This window comes from Sphingomonas benefaciens (assembly GCF_052907485.1).
This window is the reverse complement of sequence record NZ_JBREIC010000004.1, coordinates 126,677-144,899: the sequence shown is the minus strand read 5'-3', so window position 1 is coordinate 144,899 and position 18,223 is coordinate 126,677. Positions and strand designations below refer to the sequence as shown.

The window sequence follows — 18,223 nt, the reverse complement described above, 5'->3', positions numbered from 1 at the left end:
CGGGCGCTCGTCATTCGGGGAAAGGCAGGATCAGTCATCATTGTCGCTATAGGCAAAGGGATCGGTGACCACCGGCCTGGTCGGCAGCGGCGGGCGAGGCAGCGCCTTGTCCGCATTGGCGGCGGAGAGCAAGACGCCGGCGAGCACGATCGATCCCTGGCGCATGTCCTCCGCCTTCAGATGGTCGTAGGTGTCGATCGCGCTGTGGTGGATGCGGCTGCCGTAGTCGAGCGGGTCCTGGATGAACTGGAAGCCCGGCACGCCAACCTGTTGCATGAAGACGTGATCGGTGCCGCCGGTCTGGCGCGCGACGACGTTGCCGGCGCCCATTGCGGCGTAGGGGGCCAGCCATTCGCGGAAGATCGGCACCACCGCCGGGTTGTTCTCCGCATACAGGCCGCGCAGCTTGCCCGAGCCGTTGTCGATGTTGAAATAGGCGGCGAGATCGCCGTAGCCGGGCAGCGGCGTGATCGGCCAGCGATCGGAAAAGCCGTAGAAGCCCTTCATGCCAGCCGGCATCGCTTCGCCCGGTGCGCCGCGGCGGGCGAGATGCGCCTGCACATAGGCCATCGAGCCGAGCAGGCCCTGTTCCTCGCCCGCCCACAGGGCGAAGCGGATCGTCCGCTTCGGGCGCACGCCGCTCGCCGCGAGGATGCGTGCCGCCTCCATGATCTCCGCCGAACCCGCGCCATTGTCGGCCGCGCCGTCGCCGGCGACCCAGCTGTCGAGATGCGCGCCGGCCATGACATAGCCGGCCTTGGGATCGGTGCCGGGGATCTCGGCGAAGACGTTGTACGCTTGCTGGTCGCTGTCGTCGAAGCGCACGTCGCTGGTGATCTCCAGCGTCGGCGCCGGACCGACCTTGGCCAGGCGGGCGAGGCGCAGATAATCCTCCTGCGCGATCTGTACCGAGGGCAGCGACGCCGTTTCGCCGGTGCCGAACAGATAGCCTTCGCCGGAGACGAGCTTGCCGTCGCGATAGGCCATGGTCGCGATCGCCACCGCCCCCTCGCTGTTCAGGAAGGCGTCTAGCTTCTTGGTGAAGTCGAGCCGCTTCAGTCGGCGGTCGGTCGCGGCGGGATCGTAGTTCGGCTGCTGGAACTGGTCGAGCTTGCCAATGTCCTCGCCGGACAGGCGCTTGAACGGCGCGTCGGTCGCATCGCCCGCGGCGCGCGGCAGGGTGACCATGACGATCTTGCCTGCCAGCTGGCCGCGATATTTCGCGAAGTCGCGTTCGTTGCCGATCGGGGCGACGACGACAGGCGCGGTGATCGTGCCGTTGGTCGCCGGTGTCCAGGCAACCGGAATGGCGGTCAGTTGGACCGCGCGCGGGGTCACCATGCGGACGCTGGCCCGCTCGATCGACCAGCCGCGGCCGAAGGCGAAGCCTTCCTTGTGGACGTTCTTCAGACCCCACTCGCGGAACTTGGCCTGGGTCCAGTCCTCCGCCCGGCGCATCGCCGGCGAGTTGGTCAGGCGCGGGCCGATCACATCCGACAGATGCTGCGCGATCGGCATCACCTCGCTGTGGTTGGTGCCCTGATCGATGATCGCGTTGACCGCGCCGCGATCCTGCGCGGTGGCGGCGCTGGCGAGCGCGACGGCGGACACGGCAAACAGCAGGTGACGCATGATATTCCCCCCGGGTGTTTCGTTGGCGAGGGTGCTAGGGTCCGCTGCCGGACGATGCAAGCATGCCGTTGACAGGGGCGTTCCGCTTCGCCAATAGGCCGCCTCCGCTTCGAGGGAAGCGACACCCCGGAAGGGTGGCCGAGTGGTTAAAGGCAGCAGACTGTAAATCTGCCCACGCAAGTGTACGCTGGTTCGAATCCAGCCCCTTCCACCATCGATCCGACATCGAGGGAGCAAGCGGGACGGCGCCGAGAGCGGCGGACGACCCGTTGCCGCGCGCGAGTCTTGACAGAATTGTCGCTTGGATGTTGCGAATGGCGCATCTGTCGTGACAGTAAATTGCACGATGAGAAAGAATCGGGTTAGCGCTGCACACGGCCTAGCGCCCCGCTCGCGTGTAGGACAGCGCGGTTTTTGGGCCGCCTTGATCTAGGCGTCGACATACGTCCTCAGCGCTAGCCCGGCGAAGGCCTAGCCGTAGGGTCAGCGCTACACCGGCGAAGGCCGGGGTTCAGGTGCGAGTCCGCTGCGGTCAGCGGGTACGCTCCGTCACCTGGGCCTTCTCCTCTGGAGCCCGGCATTCGCCGGGTGATGCTGGTGTGGAGGCTTGGCCCCTCTGGCTGGTCGGGACGACGCAACCGACCGCTTACTCGCCGCCCTGTACCGACAGATCTTCGGTGAGCTGGTCGTGAAGCGCGTCGGTATCCTTGTCCGACCGGACCGAATTCTGAGGAGCCGCCGGCTTCGCGCCGTCTTCGTCCACCTGTGCGGCAAGGGCCGTTTCGCCGGTGGTGTGCTGCGGCTGCATCGCTGCGCGCTGCGGAGTGTCGGTGATCGCGTCGGTGATCGGCTGATGGTCGGTCATGATTGTCTCCTGGCTGTTGCTGACGAACGCGCGGCGGCACGGATCGGCCGCTCCGGCCGCAAGATTCATGTTTATCTGTTTTAATTCAGGGGTGTAACGGTTGGAACGGGCAACCGTGGCGGCGGTTGGGCGGGCATTCGACGAGAGGAGATGCCGATGTCCGACGCCCGTGAAGGCCTGAGCGACGACGCGCCGCTGTCCGCCTCCAAACAGGCCCATGCCGCCGATGCCGCGACCGACGCGCTGGTCGAGGGCAAGGGCTCGTCGGTGGTCGGCCGCGCCGTGACGATCAACCGTCCGGTGGCAGAGGTCTACGGCTATTTCCGCGACTTCCAGAACCTGCCGAGCTTCATGGAGAATGTCGTGTCGATCACCGTCGGCGACGCGCAGCGTTCGCACTGGGTGGTCAAGGCGCCGGGCGGTTCGACCGTCGAATGGGACGCGCGCATCACCGCCGAGGAGCAGAACCGCTTCATCGAATGGACGTCCGAACCTGGCGCCGACGTCGCTAACAGCGGCCGCGTCGAGTTCCGCGACGCCGGTGCGCGCGGCACGGTGGTGAGCGCGACGATCGCCTATGATCCGCCAGGCGGCATCATCGGCAAGGTGATCGCCAAGATGTTCCAGCGGGAGCCCGCGATCCAGGCGCGCCGCGACCTGCGCCGCTTCAAGCAGTTGATGGAAACCGGCGAGATCGCGACCCCCGCGATGAATCCCAAGCAGTTCGAGGAGATGGGCCTGTGAGAGCGCTGGCTTGGCATGGCAAGCATGACGTCCGCATGGACACGGTGGACGATCCGGAGATCGTCAATCCGCGCGACTGCATCATCAAGGTGACGTCGACCGCGATCTGCGGATCGGACCTGCATCTGTACGACGGCTATATTCCAACGATGCAGGCGGGCGACGTGCTTGGCCATGAATTCATGGGCGAAGTGGTCGAAGTCGGCGCCAAGTCGACGCTGAAGAAGGGCCAGCGCGTCGTGGTGCCATTCACCATCTCGTGCGGCAGCTGCTACCATTGCAACAAGCACCAATATTCGGCCTGCCCGAACGGACTGCCCGCCGACAATCAGGACATTGCCATGTCCCTGTACGGGCAGGAGATGTCGGGCCTGTTCGGCTATAGCCACATGACCGGCGGCTATGCCGGGGGACAGGCGGAATATGTCCGCGTGCCGTTCAGCGACGTCGGCCCCATCGTGGTCCCCGATGGGGTCGACGACGACAAGGTGCTGTTCCTGTCGGACATCCTGCCGACCGGCTGGCAGGCGGCGGAATACGCGCAGATCGAGCCGGGCGACACCGTCGCGGTCTGGGGCTGCGGCCCGGTCGGCCTGTTCGCCGTCCAGTCGGCCTTCCTGATGGGCGCCGAGCGGGTCATCGCCATCGACCATTTCCCGCACCGGCTGGAGCTTGCCAAGCGCTTCGGCGCGGAGACGATCAATTTCGAGGAAAGCGCCACCTACGAGGCGCTGATGGAGATGACCGGCGGCATCGGCCCCGACGCGGTGATCGACGCCGTCGGGCTGGAGGCGCACGGGCTGTTCGTCGACAATATTATCGACCAGATCAAGGCGTCGACCTTCCTCGGCACCGACCGGCCGCACTCGATCCGCCAAGCGATCATCGCGTGTCGCAAGGGCGGGCGGGTGTCGATGCCGGCGGTCTATGGCGGCTTCGTCGACAAATTCCCGCTCGGCGCCTTCATGGAGAAGGGGCTGACGCTGAAGACCGGCCAGACCCACGTCCAGCACTACATGCCCGCGCTGCTCAACGCGATCATGGAGGGCAAGATCGACACCGAGTTCCTGATCTCCCACCGTATGCCGCTCGAGGACGCGCCCAAGGGCTACAAGATGTTCCACGACCAGCAGAACGACGTGACGAAGATCGTGCTGAAGCCGGGCATGGCGGCGGCGTGAGCCATCCCGCCGCCATCCTGTTCGTCATCTCGGCGCACGCCGGGATCCATGGACCCGATCGGTCGGCGTTGGCGCGTTCCACCGGCCGCCCGTGACCATGGGTCCCGGCTTGCGCCGGGATGACGAGGAAAAAAAGAGGAAGGATCACCATCATGGCCGATAAATTCGCGATCATCACCGGGGCCTCGACGGGCATCGGCTTCGAGCTCGCCACGCTGGCGGCGAAGAACGGCTACGACATTCTGGTCGTCGCCGACGAGCCGTTGATCGACGCCGCCGCGGCGGACTTCAAGCAGTTTGGCACCGAGGTACGCTCGGTGCAGGCGGACCTGTCGACGATCGACGGCGTCGATACGCTGCTAGCCGCCGCAGACGGGCGGCAGGTCGACCTGCTGTGCGCCAATGCCGGCCACGGCCTGGGTCGCGCCTTCCTCGACCAGGAGGTCAAGGACTGGCGGCTGGTGGTCGACACCAACATCACCGGCACCACCTATCTGCTCCAGAAGGTGCTGCGCGACATGGTCGCGCGCAATGACGGCAAGGTGCTGGTGACCGGCTCGATCGCCGGTTACATCCCCGGCGCGTTCCAGGCGGTGTACAACGGCACCAAGGCGTTCATCGACAGCTTCGTCGCGGCGATCCAGAACGAGATCAAGGATGCCGACGGCGTCACGCTGACCAATCTGATGCCGGGGCCGACCGACACCGAATTCTTCGCCCGCGCCGACATGCTCGACACCGACGTCGGCACCGATCCCAAGAAGGCTGATCCGGCCAAGGTCGCGCAGGACGGCTGGGACGCGCTGATGGCCGGCAAGGCCGCGGTCGCCTCCGGCCTCAAGAACAAGATCCAGTCGGCGATCGCCAACGTCACGCCCAATGCGGTGCTGGCGGAGCAGCATCGCAACATGGCCGAGCCCGGCACCGCCAAGAACTGAACCAAGCAGGAGGACCGACAATGAACCGTTTCCTTACCGCCGCCGCCATCGCGGCCATCCCCTTCGCCGCCGCCGTGGCGCAGACGCCGATGAGCGGCATGACCTATGTCGCCAAGGCCGGGGCCGGCGACCAATATGAGATCCAGTCGAGCAAGCTGCTGCTGCAGACGACGCAGAATGCCAAGCTGCGCAGCTTCGCCAACATGATGATCCAGGATCACACCAAGAGCACCGCCGAGGTTAAGGCGGCGGCGCAGCAGGCGCGCATGACCCCGCCGCCGCCGAAGCTCGATGCGATGGGCACGCGCGACGTCGCCGCGCTGCGCGCCGCCAAGGGCACCGCCCGCGACCAATTGTACGTCACCCAGCAGAAGGCAGCGCACCAGCGCGCGCTGGCGCTGCATCAGGGCTATGCCGCCAGCGGCACGGTCGCGCCGCTGAAGGCGGTCGCGGCGCAGGTCGCGCCGGTGGTGCAGACGCACATCACCGAACTCCAGTCGATGTAAGGCGGCGCAGCGCCGCAAGGTTCGTCGCGCGGACGGGGCGGGGCATGCTTGCGCACCCCGTCCCGTTTCGTTTAAGGGCTCAACCCTCGATGGCGATCCGCCCTCGCGGGTATAGCACAATGGTAGTGCAGCAGCCTTCCAAGCTGAATACACGGGTTCGATTCCCGTTACCCGCTCCATCGCCGCACGCCGCCTGACTGGCGGATCCGAACCGAAGCCATGCGGCTCTTAAGTCTCTCGGCGGCATAGTTCACGGCTTGCTTACCAGTGTCGCGCTAGCACAGCCGGCATGTATCACGATCCGGCGCTCGCGGCGCCTATCCAGCAGGCGAAGCGGCCAGCGTCCGCGGTGAGCAGCGGGGTCGGGCTGGCGGGGCTCGTCGGCTTCGCGCTGTGGGTGAGCGTCGCGCGCCACGTCGGCATGGACGGACCTTATGCGGCGCTGGTCGCGCTCGCCGCCTGCGCGATGCCGATGGTCGGCTGGTCGCTGATCGTCGACAAGGTGCACCGGCGCGCCAGCACCGGCATCGACTGGACCTTGCCGCACGAGCGGCGGACGACGCTGGACGTCAGCCTGACCAAGCTGTTCGGCCTGTACGCGACCTGGGCGGGGATCGCGCTGATCTATTGCATCTGCCGCTTCTATTGGCGCGGGCCGTTCGCCTTCGCGATGGAATGGCTGGCGCGGGCGATGCCGTTCGTCGCGGTGCTGGCGGTGCCCTATGTGCTGTGGCTCGACCGGCGGCTGGTGGACCCACGCGACGGCGCCTGGCATTTCGGCAGCTGGCTCTCGCGCCGGTCCGGCTGGCAGGCGGAGGCGATCTACGGCCATCTGCGGGCCTGGGCGGTGAAGGGTTTCTTCCTCGCCTTCATGCTGGCGGTGGTGCCGGGGGGCTGGAGCGATCTGATCCGCACCGACCTGACCCAGGCTGTGCGCGATCCGGTGGCGCTGACGCAATGGCTGATCGGCCTGATGTTCAGCGTCGACGTGATGTTCGCGACGGTCGGCTATGTGCTGACGCTGCGCCCGCTCGACGCGCATATCCGCAGCGCCAATCCGTTCGCCGCGGCGTGGACGGCGGCGCTGATCTGCTATCCGCCGTTCATCCTGATGGAGAGCGGCGGTCCGCTCGATTATCATCCTGGCACCCAGGATTGGGCGACCTGGTTCCAGTGGCATCCCTGGCTGCTCGCCGGCTGGGGGGCGATGCTGGTCGCGCTGACCGCGATCTACGCCTGGGCGACGGTGGCGTTCGGCCTGCGCTTTTCCAATCTGACCAACCGCGGCATCCTGACGCACGGTCCCTATGCGCTGTCGCGGCACCCGGCCTATTTGTCGAAGAACCTGTTCTGGTGGGCGTCGACGCTGCCGGTGCTGACCACGGGCAGCGTCGTCGACGCGGTGCGGGCGACGGCGCTGATGGGGGTGGTCAGCGGCGTCTACTACTGGCGCGCCCGGACCGAGGAGCGGCATCTGCGACTCGATCCGGATTATGTCGCCTACGATGCCTGGATCGCCCGCCAGGGCGCGGTGCCGCGCTTCCTGCACTGGATGGTAGCGCGCTGACCTCCCTGCCGGCGTGACGCGCGCGGAAGGTCGCAAAGGTCTCACCTGTGCGCCTTCGCGACCCGACCTCCCGACTTCGGAAAGTCTCGAAAGTCGCACCGGTACACGGCCGTCCGGCCGCGGAAGGTCGCAAACGTCTCAGCCGAGACGAATGGGGGCGGCGCCTGTGATCGACGATAAGAAAGAGCCGCGGTCAGCATAGCCGCCGCGGCCCGTGTAGGACAGCGTCAGAAGCTCGCCTCGGCATAGACGCGGGTGATGTCCTGCCGCCAGTCGCCGTTGTAGCGGTCGAGCAGTCGCTGGGCCGGCACCTTGCCGCTGCGCACCACCTCGCGCAGCGGGTCGAGAAAGCCGGTCTCGTCGTCGCCCGCGGCATTGAGGCGGCCGCGCGCGGCGAGGCCGGCATGGGCGATGTCGAGCACCCGGCCGGCGATGTCGTGGAGGCGTCCACCGCCGGGCAGCGGCGCGTCGAGGCCGAGGCGCGGCACCGCGTCGCGCAGCGCCTGCCGCTCGGCGAGGCTCCAGCCCTTGACCAAGTCCCAGGCGGCATCCAGCGCGCCCTGGTCGTAGAGCAGGCCGACCCAGAAGGCGGGGAGGGCGCAGATGCGGTTCCACGGCCCGCCGTCGGCGCCGCGCATCTCAAGGAAGGTCTTCAGCCGCACTTCGGGGAAGGCGGTGGAGAGATGGTCGTTCCAATCGTCGAGCGTCGGCTTCTCGCCGGGCAAGACGCTGAGCTCGCCCTTCAGGAAGTCGCGGAACGACAGGCCGGCGGCATCGATATACTGGCCGTCGCGGTAGACGAAGTACATCGGCACATCGAGCATGTAATCGGCGTAGCGTTCGTAGCCGAAGCCGTCTTCAAAGACGAAGGGCAGCATGCCGGTGCGTGCCGGATCGGTGTCGGACCAGATATGGCTGCGGAACGACAGGAAGCCGTTGGGCTTGCCTTCGGTGAAGGGCGAATTGGCGAATAAGGCGGTGGCGAGCGGTTGCAGCGCCAGGCCGACGCGGAACTTCTTCGCCATGTCGGCTTCCGACGCATAGTCGAGGTTCACCTGGATCGTGCAGGTGCGCAGCATCATGTCGAGGCCGAGGCTGCCGACGCGCGGCATGTGGCGCAGCATGATCGCATAGCGGCCCTTGGGCATGATCGGCAGCTCGGCGCGCGCCTTGTCGGGCCACATGCCGAGGCCGAGGAAGCCGAGGCCGAGCCGCTCGCCCGCCTCCTTGACCTGGCGCAGGTGCCGGCCGGTCTCGGCGCAGGTCAGGTGCAGGTTCTCGAGCGGCGCGCCGGACAGCTCGAACTGGCCGGCGGGTTCCAGGCTGACGCTGCCGTCGGCGCCGGTCAGCGCGATCAGCTTGCCATTCTCCTCGACCGGCTGCCAGCCGTGGCGTTGCAGGTCGGTGAGCAGGTCGCGAATGCCGCCGGCCTCGTCCCACGAAGGGGCACGGTGATCGCCAGAGGAGATGGCGGTGCGGTAGACGAACTTCTCGTGCTCGGTGCCGATCCGCCAGCGCTCGGCGGGCTTCTCGCCGCGGGCGAAGCTGGCGATCAGCTGGTCGCGCGACTCGATGATCGGCGAGTCCTTCTGGATGTCGGTCTTGGTCGTCATGGCGCGGGCCTTACGCGGGGATGAACGGAGGCGCCAGAGACCAAAGTTAAGCCCTGGATAGGACCGGATTTGCCCAATCGCCCGCCGCCGCCATCCACACGGCGACCGCCGCCGCCGCGGCAGTATCGGCGCGCAGGATACGGGGGCCGAGGCCGATGCCGACGGCGGCCGGATGCGCGCGGATCGCGGCACGTTCCTCGTCGGTGAAGCCGCCTTCTGGACCGATCAGGATCGCCGCCGGGCCGGGCCGGGCGCGCATCGCGTCGAAGGCCGCGACGCCGCCGCTCTCGTCGGCGAAGAACAGGGCGCGCTCCTGCGGCCAGTCGCGCAGCAACGCGGTCAGCTTGGCGGGCTCGGCAAGGCCGGGCAAAGCGGTGCGGGCGCATTGCTCCGCCGCCTCGACGATATGGGCGCGCAGCCGGTCGAGCTTGAGCTTGTCGACCACGGTGCGGCTGGTCAGCACCGGGACGAGCCGGTCGACGCCCAGTTCGCAGGCTTTTTCGGCCAGCCAGTCGATCCGACCCTTCTTGAGCGGCGCGGCGACCAGCCACAGGTCTGGCACCGGCTCGCGCGGGCGCAAATGGTCGGTGACCTCGACGGTCAGATCGCGCCGGCCGACGTCGCGGGCGATGGCCAGCCATTCGCCGCTGACGTCGTCGCACAGCTTGACCGGATCGCCGACCGCGAAGCGCAGCACGGAGAGCAGATAATGGGCGGGCGGGCCGTCGAGGCGGAGCGGGCCGGGGGCGAGCGGCGCCTCGACGAACAGCCGCGGCGTCGATTGCGGCGGCCAAGCGGGGGTGGCGGTCACTTCATCCTCCGGCGGCGCTGGCGCGCCCATAGCTTGCGCAGGACGATCAGCACGAGCAGCGCCGCGGCGGCGGCCGCGACCACCGCGACCGTCACCACCCCCGCCACGCGCAGGATCGCCCAGAACAGCGCCTCCACGAAACGGCCCACCGCTACCGACAAACCGATCATGCCTGAGGACGTGCACGATATTTGCGGCTGGCGCGAGGCAACAATTTATCCTCCCCGGCACGGGGAGGATAGGGTCTTGCGGTCGTCACATCGGCGGGGGAAGGAGCGGCATGGCCACCTCTACTCCCGAGATCGTCCCCGACAGCGAGCATAAGGGCCTTGTCGGACAGCTGCCGCAGCCGCTGCGCGGCCTGGCTTTGCTGGCGCGATTCGACCGGCCGATCGGCTGGTGGCTGCTGTTCTGGCCGGGCGCGTGGGCGGTGGCGCTGGCCGGCGGCGCGATCGCGCGCTGGCCGCTGATCCTGTGGATCCTGGTCGGCAGCATCGCGATGCGCGGCGCCGGCTGCGTCTACAACGATATCGTCGATCGCGACCTCGACGCGCAGGTGGCACGGACGCGCAGCCGGCCGATCCCGAGCGGGCAGGTGTCGCTGCGCCTCGCCTGGGGCTGGCTGATCCTGCTCTGCCTGATCGGGCTGGTCGTGCTCGTCCAATTGCACGGGTTGGCGATCGGCGTCGCGCTCGCCAGCCTGGCGCCGGTCGCCGCCTATCCCTTCATGAAGCGTATCACCTGGTGGCCGCAGGCGTGGCTCGGCCTCGTCTTCTCCTGGGCGGCGCTGGTCGGGTGGAGCGAGGTGACGGGGTCGCTGTCGCTGCCGATCTGGCTACTTTACGCCGGGTCGATCTTCTGGGTGGTCGGCTATGACACGATCTACGCGCTGCAGGATCGCGAGGACGATGCGCTGATCGGAGTGCGCTCGTCGGCGCTGCGGATGGGCGCGCATGTCCGCGGCGGCACGGCGCTGTGCTATGCGCTGGCCCTGTTGTGCTGGTCGGGGGCGATGTGGAGCGTGCGGCCCGATCCCGTCGCGGTGCTCGCCCTGGCGCCGATGGCGGTGCATCTGATCTGGCAGGTCGCGACGCTGCGCCCGGACGATGGGGCGGGGGCGCTGCACCGGTTCCGCAGCAACCGCTTTGCGGGGTTGCTGCTGTTCCTCGCCTGCCTGGTGGTCGGCAGCGCGTGAGAGGATAGCTCCTCCCCTGAAGGGGAGGGGCTTATAAGCCATTACGCCGCGACCACCGATCCTTCGCCCCAGCCGCGGTTGGCGAGGGCGCGGGCCTCGTCGACGGGGAGCGGGCGGCCGAAATAATAGCCCTGTACCTTCGTACAGCCGAGGTCCTGGACCATGTGATGCTCGGCCTCGGTCTCGACGCCCTCCGCGGTGGTCGCCATGCCCAAGCTCTGCGCCAGTGCGACGACGGCGCGGATGATCGCGATCGCCTCCTTGACCCCCTTGGACGCGCCCTGGACGAAGCTGCGGTCGATCTTGATCGACGAGAAGCGGGTGCGCGACAGATAGCCGAGGCTGGAATAGCCGGTGCCGAAATCGTCGAGGCTGAGCCGCACGCCGAGGTCGAGGATGCGTTCCAGCACCTTGGTCGCGCCGAGCCCCTCATGCATGAAGACGCTTTCGGTCACTTCCAGCTCGAGCCGCTCGGGCGACAGGCCGGAAGTGGCGAGCGCGCTGGTCACCACCTGGACGAAATTGGGGTTCTGCAGCTGGTCGGGCGAGACGTTGACCGCGACGCGCACCTCCGACGGCCAGCCCGCCGCCTCGTGACAGGCGGTGCGCAGCACCCATTCGCCAATCGGCTGGATCAGCCGCGCTTCCTCGGCGAGCGGGATGAACTTGGCGGGCGAGACGTTGCCGAACTGCGCGCTCTGCCAGCGCAGCAGCGCCTCGAAGCCCTTCAAGCCGCCGGTGCCGGCATCGACGACGGGCTGGTAGTTGAGGTGCATCTCGCCCTTCTCGAGCGCCTGGCGCAGCGCCATTTCGAGGACGCGGCGCTCCTCCGCCTGGACGTGCAGTTCGGGCTCATAGGCGTGATAGACGCCGCGGCCGGCATCCTTGGCGCGGTACAGCGCGAGATCGGCGGATCGGATCAGCATCTCGGCGGTGCGGCCGTCGCGCGGACCCATGGCGAGGCCGACCGAGGCTCCGATATAGAGCGTGTGCTGGTCGACCTCATAGGGGCGGGACAGCGTTTCGATGATGCGGCGGGCGAGCTTCTCGACCTCGGCGGGATCGCGAGCGTCGCGGACGACGACGGCGAATTCGTCGCCGCCCAGCCGGCCGCACATTTCGTTCTGGCTCATCAGCTGGGCCAGCCGCTCGGAGACGCGCCCCAACAGGCGGTCGCCGATCGGATGGCCGAGCGTGTCGTTGACCGCCTTGAACCGGTCGAGGTCGATCATCATGAAGGCGCAGCGGCCGCCCCATTGTTCGGCGTCGCTCATCGCGCGCTGCAGCGTCTCGTTGACCATCACCCGGTTGGGCAGGCCGGTCAGCGTGTCGAACCGCGCCATGCGGTTGATCTTGTCCGCCGAGGCGCGCTGTTCGGTGACGTCGGAGCCGACGCCGCGGAAGCCGCAGAAGCTGCCCGACGGGTCGAAGCGCGGCGAGGCGGCGAGTTCCCACCAGCGTTCCTCGCCCCCGACCGTCACCGGCAGGCGCAGGTCGCGGAAGCTTTCGCGGCTCTTCAGCTTTTCCGCCAGCGTGTGCAGGCCGGCGGCGAAGGTGCCCGTCTCCCAGCTCGGCCCGGCGAGCACTTGCAGGAACGGCATGCCGTTGATCGTGACGGGGTCGAGACCGCAGGCGAAGGCGAAGCGCGGGCTGGCCTTGACGATGCGGCGCGCCGAATCGGTCTCCCACAGCCAGTCGGCGTTGGTCTCCTCAAACTCGCGCAGCAGCAGGCTGACCGTCTCGTCGCGCTCGCCGAGCGCCATCTGCACGCTGCGAATCGCCACCATCGCCCGCGCGCGGTGGACGCAGGCGACGATCAGCAGGGCGGTGAACAGGCAGGTCGCCGCCGCCTCGGCATAGCCGCCGGTGACCAGCAACTTGACCGACACCGCCGTGCCCAGTCCGCCGAGGAAGGCGATCGTCGCCAGGGCGAGCGGCGCCATCGCGAACGAGCCGGCGGTCATCAGCACCGACAGGATCATCCACAGCGCATAAGCGGTGGCGGAGGCCGGGCCGCTGATGAAGATGATCGGCGCGATCGACCAGGCGAGCGCCAGCGCCGCGCCCTCCAGGCCGGTGTTCCGCAGCTCCGTGGTCGTCGCATAGCCGTCGGAGCGATGGTGCGTCGCCAGCCGGCGCATCGCCACCGCGATCGAAACGACCGCGACCAGACCGGCCCAGGCGCCGAGCTGCCAATGCGGCACCAGCGGCGCGAACAGTCCGACGGTGAGCGCGGCGGCGACCAGATTCGCGCCCAACAGGACGATCGCCATCTGCCGTCCGGCGTGCAGCTGCGCGGCGCGGATCCGCGCCCACTGCGCCGCGTCCGCGCCGTCGCTGAGGCCAAGCAGTTGCGCGAAACGGATCGCGGTGGGGTCGGAAGGGGCGGTATCGTTCGTCACGCGCCGGAGTCTATCGCCCGGCTGGTTGACGCATGGTTGAGAGATCAGGATTTTTTGATTTGGCTCAGCATAGAGGCGCCGCTCCGGCGCGAACGGGCGCGGTCAGGCTGCCGTGCTCCCGGGAACAGGTCCGGGAGCACGGAAGCGGTGCCGAGCCGACGCCGATGTCCGGAGCGACCCGCCGGTCGCGCCGGTGTCAGGCGGCGATGTCGTAGGGCTTGATGTCGCCTGACAGGTAGAGGTTGCGCGCCTTGGCGCGGCTGAGCTTGCCGGAGCTGGTGCGCGGCAGCGTGCGCGGCGGGATCAGTTCGATCACGCAGTTCATGCCCGTCACCGAACGGACGCGCTCGCGAATCTCCTCGCGCAGCCGCTGGCGCTCGTCCTCGTCGCTGCTGCGGCACTGGACCAGCACCGCCGGCGTTTCCTCGCCCCCCGGCGTGGTGATGGCGAAGGCGGCGATGTCGCCCGCCTTGAACCCCGGCAACTGCTCCACCGCCCATTCGATGTCCTGGGGCCAGTGGTTCTTGCCGTTGATGATGATCATGTCCTTGGCGCGGCCGACGATATAGATGTAGCCGCCCGACATATAGGCCATGTCGCCGGTGTCGAGCCAGCCGTCGGTCATGCACGCCGCGGTCGCCTCCGGATCGCGGAAATAGCCGACCATGACGCTCGGGCCCTTGCACCACAATTTGCCGATCGCGCCCTCGGGCAGCGGCGTGCCGTCCTCCTCGCGGATCTCGACGGTCATGTCGCGCACCGGCTTGCCGCAGTTGACGATCGCGCGAAAACGCTGCGGACGGGGGCCGTCGTTGGCGGCGAGCGACGGTTCGTCCGACCCGCCGGACAGCTGCGTCTCCTCGACCAGCTCGACGCGGATGCCCTCGCCCGGCGGCATGATCGACACCGCCAGCGTCGCCTCGGCCAGGCCGTAGCTGGGCAGGAAGGCGGAGGCCTTGAAGCCGGCATCGGCAAAGGCGTCGACGAAGGCCTGCATCACGTCGGGGCGGATCATGTCGGCGCCATTGCCGGCGATCCGCCAGCGCGACAGGTCGAACCGGTCCGACGCCTTGGTCTGCGACGACATGCGGCGGGCGCAGATGTCGTAACCGAAGGTCGGCGAATAGGAGAGGGCGGTGCCGTCGTGGCGGCTGATCAGATCGAGCCAGGCGAGCGGCCGCCGCGCGAAATCCTCGGTCTTCAGATAATCGGTCGAGACCTGATTGGCGATCGGCGACAGGAAACAGCCGACCAGGCCCATGTCGTGATACCAGGGCAGCCAGCTGATGCAGCGGTCGGTGCCGTCGATCTCCATGCCGTGGCTGTGCGCGGCGAGGTTGTTGAGCAACTGATGATGGGTGATCGCGACGCCGTGCGGGAAGCGCGTCGAGCCGCTGGAATATTGCAGATAGGCGATGGCGTCGCCCGAGGCCTGGGGCAGGGGCGTCTCGGGCGCGTCGGATTGCGCAAATTCGGCCCAGTCGATGCCCTGCGTGCCCGCCAGCGCCGCGGCCTCGGCCGCGAAGGCGGCGAGTTCGGGCGGGTAGATCAGCATCTTGGGTTCGCAGCTGGCGAGCTGGACGCGCAACTGCTCGATGTACGAATCACGGCCGCCGAAGCTGGTCGGCAGCGGCAGCGGCACCGGCCAGGCGCCGGCATAGACCGCGCCGAAGAACAGCGCCGCGAAATCGGGGCCGGTCTCGGCGACCAGCGCGATGCGATCCTCTGGCTGCACGCCCGCGGCGATCAGCCGACGCGCCATCGCCAGCGCATCCTCGCGCAGCTCGGCAAAGGGATAGGGACGGGTCAGCGTGCCGCGCGCATCGTGGAAGTTGAGGCCGCGCCGGCCGCTGGCGGCATAGTCCAACGCGTCGCCCAGTGTCACGAAATCGGCATAACGGCGGGGCAGTTCGTCCAGCGTCGGCGTCGGAGTCGGCGCAAGCTGGGGAGGAAGCTGCTCGGTCATTCGGTCGGTCCTGTTCACTCGTGCGCCCGTCGCCAGGGCTCCATCACTACGCCGCCCGTCACGACGGCAAGCGTTCTTTTTCTCGCGCCACTGTGGCAACAACAAGGCCATGACGCGCCTCCGCTCCGCCGACCGCGATCGCGATGGTCCCGACGCCCCATCGCGGCGAAGGTTGCCGCCGCCGCTCGATGCCGCGGCGCTCGACCGGCTGGCGCTGCGCTACGTCGAACGGTTCGCAACGACGCGGGGCAAGCTCGCCGACTATCTGAGGCGCAAGATCCGCGAGCGGGGGTGGGACGGGCCGCCCGCCGATCCCGCCGCGGTCGCCGAGCGCATGGCGTCGCTGGGCTATGTCGACGACCGCCTCTATGCGGAAAGCAAGGCGGCGGCGCTCGGCCGGCGCGGGCTGGGCGCGCGGCGCGTCGCACTGGCGCTGCGCGCGGCGGGGATCGAGGCCGCCGATGCCGACCATGTCGCCCCCGCCATTGCGGAGGATGCGGAGGCGGCGGCGGTGCGGTTCGCCCGACGCCGGCGGCTCGGCCCGTTCGGCCCGCCACCGATCGACCGCGCGGCGCGGGAGAAGCAATTGGCCGCGATGCTGCGCGCCGGACATCCCGTCGACCTCGCCCGGCGGGTGCTGGCGGCCGCATCACCCGACGATTTGGCGCAAGAGGGGTAAAAAGCACTAGGTAAACGGGTCTTTCGCAATTGCGGTAGCGACGCAACGTGCTAGCGTGGCGGCAACAGGGGTGCAGTGATGCGTAGCGAGCCGCAACAGGAGGGCGACGAGCACGGTGGGGGCGTCATGCCCGCCGACCCTGTCGTCGTGCGAGGAACGATCAAATGGTTCGACGGCACGCGCGGCTTCGGCTTCGCGGTGTCGGAGGATCCGGCGATCGGCGATGTCTTGGTCCACTTTTCGGTCCTGCAGCCGCATGGCCGGCGCAGCCTGCCCGAAGGCGCGCGCGTCGAGGCGCTGGCGGTGCAGCGCGGCCGCGGCTGGCAGGCGCGCGAGATCGTCGCCATCGACCTGTCGCAGGCCGTCGAAGAGGCGCCGCGCCCGCCGCGCGGCGGCGGCGACCGGGTCGATCCGGTCGCGCTGATCGATGCCGCCGGGGCATTCGAGCCGACCGCCGTCAAATGGTTCAACCGGCTGAAGGGCTACGGCTTTCTGGTTCGCGAGTCCGACGGCAGCGACGTGTTCGTCCATATGGAGACGTTGCGCCGCGCCGGAATCGCCGTCATCGAGCCGGACCAGCCGCTGCGCGCCCGTATCGTCAGCGGGCGCAAGGGGCCGTTGGCGGTGATGGTCGAGGGTGATGAGGCACAATGATCGGTAGCAAGGCGCTGATCGCGATCGTCGCGGTTCTCGGTATCGGCGGCGCCGGCGTCGCGGTGCAGCAGGGCCTGTTCTCCGGCAAGCCCGACAGCGTCGCCGACGCCAAGGCGCCGCTGGCGGTGACGATCGCCTCCGCCAACGGTTCGCACCGCTTCACCGTCGAGCGCGCGGTGACCGTGCAGGAGCAGGAGCGGGGCCTGATGTTCCGCACCGACCTGACACCCGATGGCGGCATGCTGTTCTGGCCCTATCCGGCCGGCGGCGGCGGGCCGCGCGAGGCGAGCTTCTGGATGAAGAACACGCCGACGCCGCTCGACATCATCTTCATCCGCCCCAATGGCACGATCGCGACGATCGCCGAAAATGCCGTGCCTTACTCGGAAACGCCGATCCCGTCGGGCGAGCCGGTCGATGCGGTGCTGGAGCTGATCGGTGGCCGCAGCGCCGAGCTGGGCATTGCCGCTGGCGACAAGGTGAGCTGGGCGGGGCGCTGACGTCCAATCCGTCCGGCACCGGCGCGACGGTCGAGCCGTGCCAGAGCCGGCCATGGCGGCAGCGTACCGGAATCTCGGTTGAAGCGCGCGGCGGGGGCGGGTAAGCGCTGGGGCCATGGGCATCAACCTCAATCCCTTCACCTGGTGGAACGGCGCGACCTGGGGCACCGTCCTCTACGGCCTGCGCGGCATGAAGCAGGTCGGCACCGACGAGCTGGGCAACGTCTATTGGGAAGGCGGCAAGGATACCGCCGGCCGCGCGCGCCGCTGGGTCATCTATGAGGGCGCGAACGATGCCAGCCGGGTGCCGCCCGATTGGTTCAGCTGGCTGCACCACCATATCGACGACGTGCCCGATCGCGCGCTGCCGCCGGCGCGGCCGTGGCAGAAGCCGGCGATGCCGAACATGACCGGCACGCCGCTGGCCTATCGACCGAGCGGCGCGCTCGAGAAGGGCGGGCATCGCCAGGCCGCGACCGGCGATTACGAAGCCTGGACGCCGGAAGGGTGACACGCCGCTGGCTGGCCGCCGCCGTGCTGGTGGCGGTGCTGGCGCTGGCCGGCATATTCGGCTGGCGCGTCTATCGGGGCGGTGAGGGCGCGGCGACCTCGTCCGTGGTCGCGACCCAGGACATCGGTCCCGCCCCGCGCGACGCCGCGGCGAACGGGATCGAAACCGTGGCGGGGCCGGACGAGGCGGTGCCGACCGGCGGCACGCCGATGGCGGAACGGGTCGCGGTGGTCGGCCTGCTCAACAAGCGCAACGGCGTCGCCCGCGAGCTGACCCTGAAGCCGGGTCAGGCGGTACGGGTCGGCGACGCGATCGTGCGGCTGCGCGCCTGCGAGAAGACGGCGCCGTGGGAGCAGGATCCGCTGACCGGCACCTTCGTGCAGCTCGACGTGCGCGGCAGCGACAAGCACTGGCGCCGCTATTTCTCCGGCTGGCTGTACAAGGAACGGCCGGGGCTCA

The 18,223-nt window shown here is 68.6% G+C and carries 17 protein-coding genes, 2 tRNA genes and 1 pseudogene; 13 read left to right on the top strand and 7 right to left on the bottom strand.

What is annotated here, in order from left to right; translation table 11 throughout:
* Window positions 1-30 precede the first annotated feature (30 nt).
* Window positions 31-1,632: a M20/M25/M40 family metallo-hydrolase gene (locus ACU5AX_RS14125; protein ID WP_446691458.1), complete on the bottom strand. Its 1,602-nt coding sequence runs from the start codon at window positions 1,630-1,632 to the stop codon at window positions 31-33.
* Between the two features lie 128 nt (window positions 1,633-1,760).
* Here ACU5AX_RS14125 and ACU5AX_RS14120 point away from each other — a divergent pair.
* A tRNA-Tyr gene (locus tag ACU5AX_RS14120) sits at window positions 1,761-1,846 on the top strand.
* 432 nt (window positions 1,847-2,278) lie between these two features.
* On the opposite strand, the gene ACU5AX_RS14115 is transcribed toward ACU5AX_RS14120, so the two are convergent.
* Entirely contained in the window at window positions 2,279-2,497 is a 219-nt protein-coding gene (locus ACU5AX_RS14115) for a hypothetical protein (protein WP_446691457.1), read from the bottom strand.
* 156 nt (window positions 2,498-2,653) lie between these two features.
* Between ACU5AX_RS14115 and ACU5AX_RS14110 the strand changes: the two genes are divergently transcribed.
* The 6 genes from ACU5AX_RS14110 to ACU5AX_RS14085 all read left to right on the top strand — a co-directional run bounded on the left by ACU5AX_RS14110 (window position 2,654) and on the right by ACU5AX_RS14085 (window position 7,433).
* Complete coding sequence (locus ACU5AX_RS14110) at window positions 2,654-3,241, top strand: SRPBCC family protein (RefSeq protein ID WP_198354744.1); 588 nt, start codon at window positions 2,654-2,656, stop codon at window positions 3,239-3,241.
* Window positions 3,238-4,422, top strand: a complete 1,185-nt coding sequence (locus tag ACU5AX_RS14105) for a zinc-dependent alcohol dehydrogenase (RefSeq protein WP_446691456.1) — start codon at window positions 3,238-3,240, stop codon at window positions 4,420-4,422. Before ACU5AX_RS14110 ends, ACU5AX_RS14105 begins: the two co-directional genes overlap by 4 nt.
* A gap of 152 nt (window positions 4,423-4,574) precedes the next feature.
* A complete protein-coding gene (locus tag ACU5AX_RS14100; RefSeq protein ID WP_446691455.1) occupies window positions 4,575-5,360 on the top strand; it encodes an SDR family NAD(P)-dependent oxidoreductase in 786 nt (261 codons plus the stop codon).
* Between the two features lie 20 nt (window positions 5,361-5,380).
* On the top strand, window positions 5,381-5,866 hold the full coding sequence (locus tag ACU5AX_RS14095) for a DUF4142 domain-containing protein (RefSeq protein WP_446691454.1): 486 nt from the start codon (window positions 5,381-5,383) through the stop codon (window positions 5,864-5,866).
* A gap of 105 nt (window positions 5,867-5,971) precedes the next feature.
* Window positions 5,972-6,045: transfer RNA gene (locus ACU5AX_RS14090), tRNA-Gly, on the top strand.
* 110 nt (window positions 6,046-6,155) lie between these two features.
* Window positions 6,156-7,433: a methyltransferase family protein gene (locus ACU5AX_RS14085; protein WP_446691453.1), complete on the top strand. Its 1,278-nt coding sequence runs from the start codon at window positions 6,156-6,158 to the stop codon at window positions 7,431-7,433.
* Window positions 7,434-7,660: 227 nt separating this feature from the next.
* On the opposite strand, the gene ACU5AX_RS14080 is transcribed toward ACU5AX_RS14085, so the two are convergent.
* Genes ACU5AX_RS14080 through ACU5AX_RS14070 form a run of 3 tightly spaced genes read right to left on the bottom strand, consistent with a single transcriptional unit; the run spans window position 7,661 to window position 10,027 of the window.
* Complete coding sequence (locus ACU5AX_RS14080) at window positions 7,661-9,046, bottom strand: glutamate--cysteine ligase (RefSeq protein WP_446691452.1); 1,386 nt, start codon at window positions 9,044-9,046, stop codon at window positions 7,661-7,663.
* 46 nt (window positions 9,047-9,092) lie between these two features.
* Window positions 9,093-9,857, bottom strand: a complete 765-nt coding sequence (locus ACU5AX_RS14075) for a 16S rRNA (uracil(1498)-N(3))-methyltransferase (protein WP_446691451.1) — start codon at window positions 9,855-9,857, stop codon at window positions 9,093-9,095.
* A complete protein-coding gene (locus ACU5AX_RS14070) occupies window positions 9,854-10,027 on the bottom strand; it encodes a hypothetical protein (protein ID WP_198354750.1) in 174 nt (57 codons plus the stop codon). Before ACU5AX_RS14070 ends, ACU5AX_RS14075 begins: the two co-directional genes overlap by 4 nt.
* Window positions 10,028-10,137: 110 nt before the next feature.
* Here ACU5AX_RS14070 and ubiA point away from each other — a divergent pair, with 110 nt between their 5' ends.
* The gene (gene ubiA, locus ACU5AX_RS14065) at window positions 10,138-11,052 is read left to right on the top strand and encodes a 4-hydroxybenzoate octaprenyltransferase (protein WP_446691450.1); all 915 of its coding nucleotides are present in this window, start codon (window positions 10,138-10,140) and stop codon (window positions 11,050-11,052) included.
* Window positions 11,053-11,093: 41 nt separating this feature from the next.
* On the opposite strand, the gene ACU5AX_RS14060 is transcribed toward ubiA, so the two are convergent.
* The gene (locus ACU5AX_RS14060; protein ID WP_446691449.1) at window positions 11,094-13,454 is read right to left on the bottom strand and encodes a putative bifunctional diguanylate cyclase/phosphodiesterase; all 2,361 of its coding nucleotides are present in this window, start codon (window positions 13,452-13,454) and stop codon (window positions 11,094-11,096) included.
* A 196-nt stretch (window positions 13,455-13,650) separates the two neighbouring features.
* Complete coding sequence (locus ACU5AX_RS14055; RefSeq protein ID WP_446691448.1) at window positions 13,651-15,420, bottom strand: fatty acyl-AMP ligase; 1,770 nt, start codon at window positions 15,418-15,420, stop codon at window positions 13,651-13,653.
* A gap of 109 nt (window positions 15,421-15,529) precedes the next feature.
* On the opposite strand from ACU5AX_RS14055, the gene ACU5AX_RS14050 reads away from it, so the two are divergent.
* The 5 genes and pseudogenes from ACU5AX_RS14050 to ACU5AX_RS14030 form a co-directional block, all read left to right on the top strand.
* Window positions 15,530-16,099, top strand: a complete 570-nt coding sequence (locus ACU5AX_RS14050) for a regulatory protein RecX (RefSeq protein WP_446691447.1) — start codon at window positions 15,530-15,532, stop codon at window positions 16,097-16,099.
* Between the two features lie 78 nt (window positions 16,100-16,177).
* Entirely contained in the window at window positions 16,178-16,753 is a 576-nt protein-coding gene (locus tag ACU5AX_RS14045; RefSeq protein WP_446691446.1) for a cold-shock protein, read from the top strand.
* Window positions 16,750-17,253 (top strand): DUF192 domain-containing protein, encoded by a 504-nt coding sequence (locus ACU5AX_RS14040; RefSeq protein ID WP_446691445.1) that lies wholly within the window; start codon window positions 16,750-16,752, stop codon window positions 17,251-17,253. Before ACU5AX_RS14045 ends, ACU5AX_RS14040 begins: the two co-directional genes overlap by 4 nt.
* 115 nt (window positions 17,254-17,368) lie before the next feature.
* Entirely contained in the window at window positions 17,369-17,764 is a 396-nt protein-coding gene (locus ACU5AX_RS14035; protein ID WP_198354755.1) for an NADH:ubiquinone oxidoreductase subunit NDUFA12, read from the top strand.
* Window positions 17,765-17,973: 209 nt separating this feature from the next.
* Window positions 17,974-18,207, top strand: a pseudogene (locus ACU5AX_RS14030) (DUF2155 domain-containing protein); the annotation flags it as partial.
* Between the last annotated feature and the right edge of the window lie 16 nt (window positions 18,208-18,223).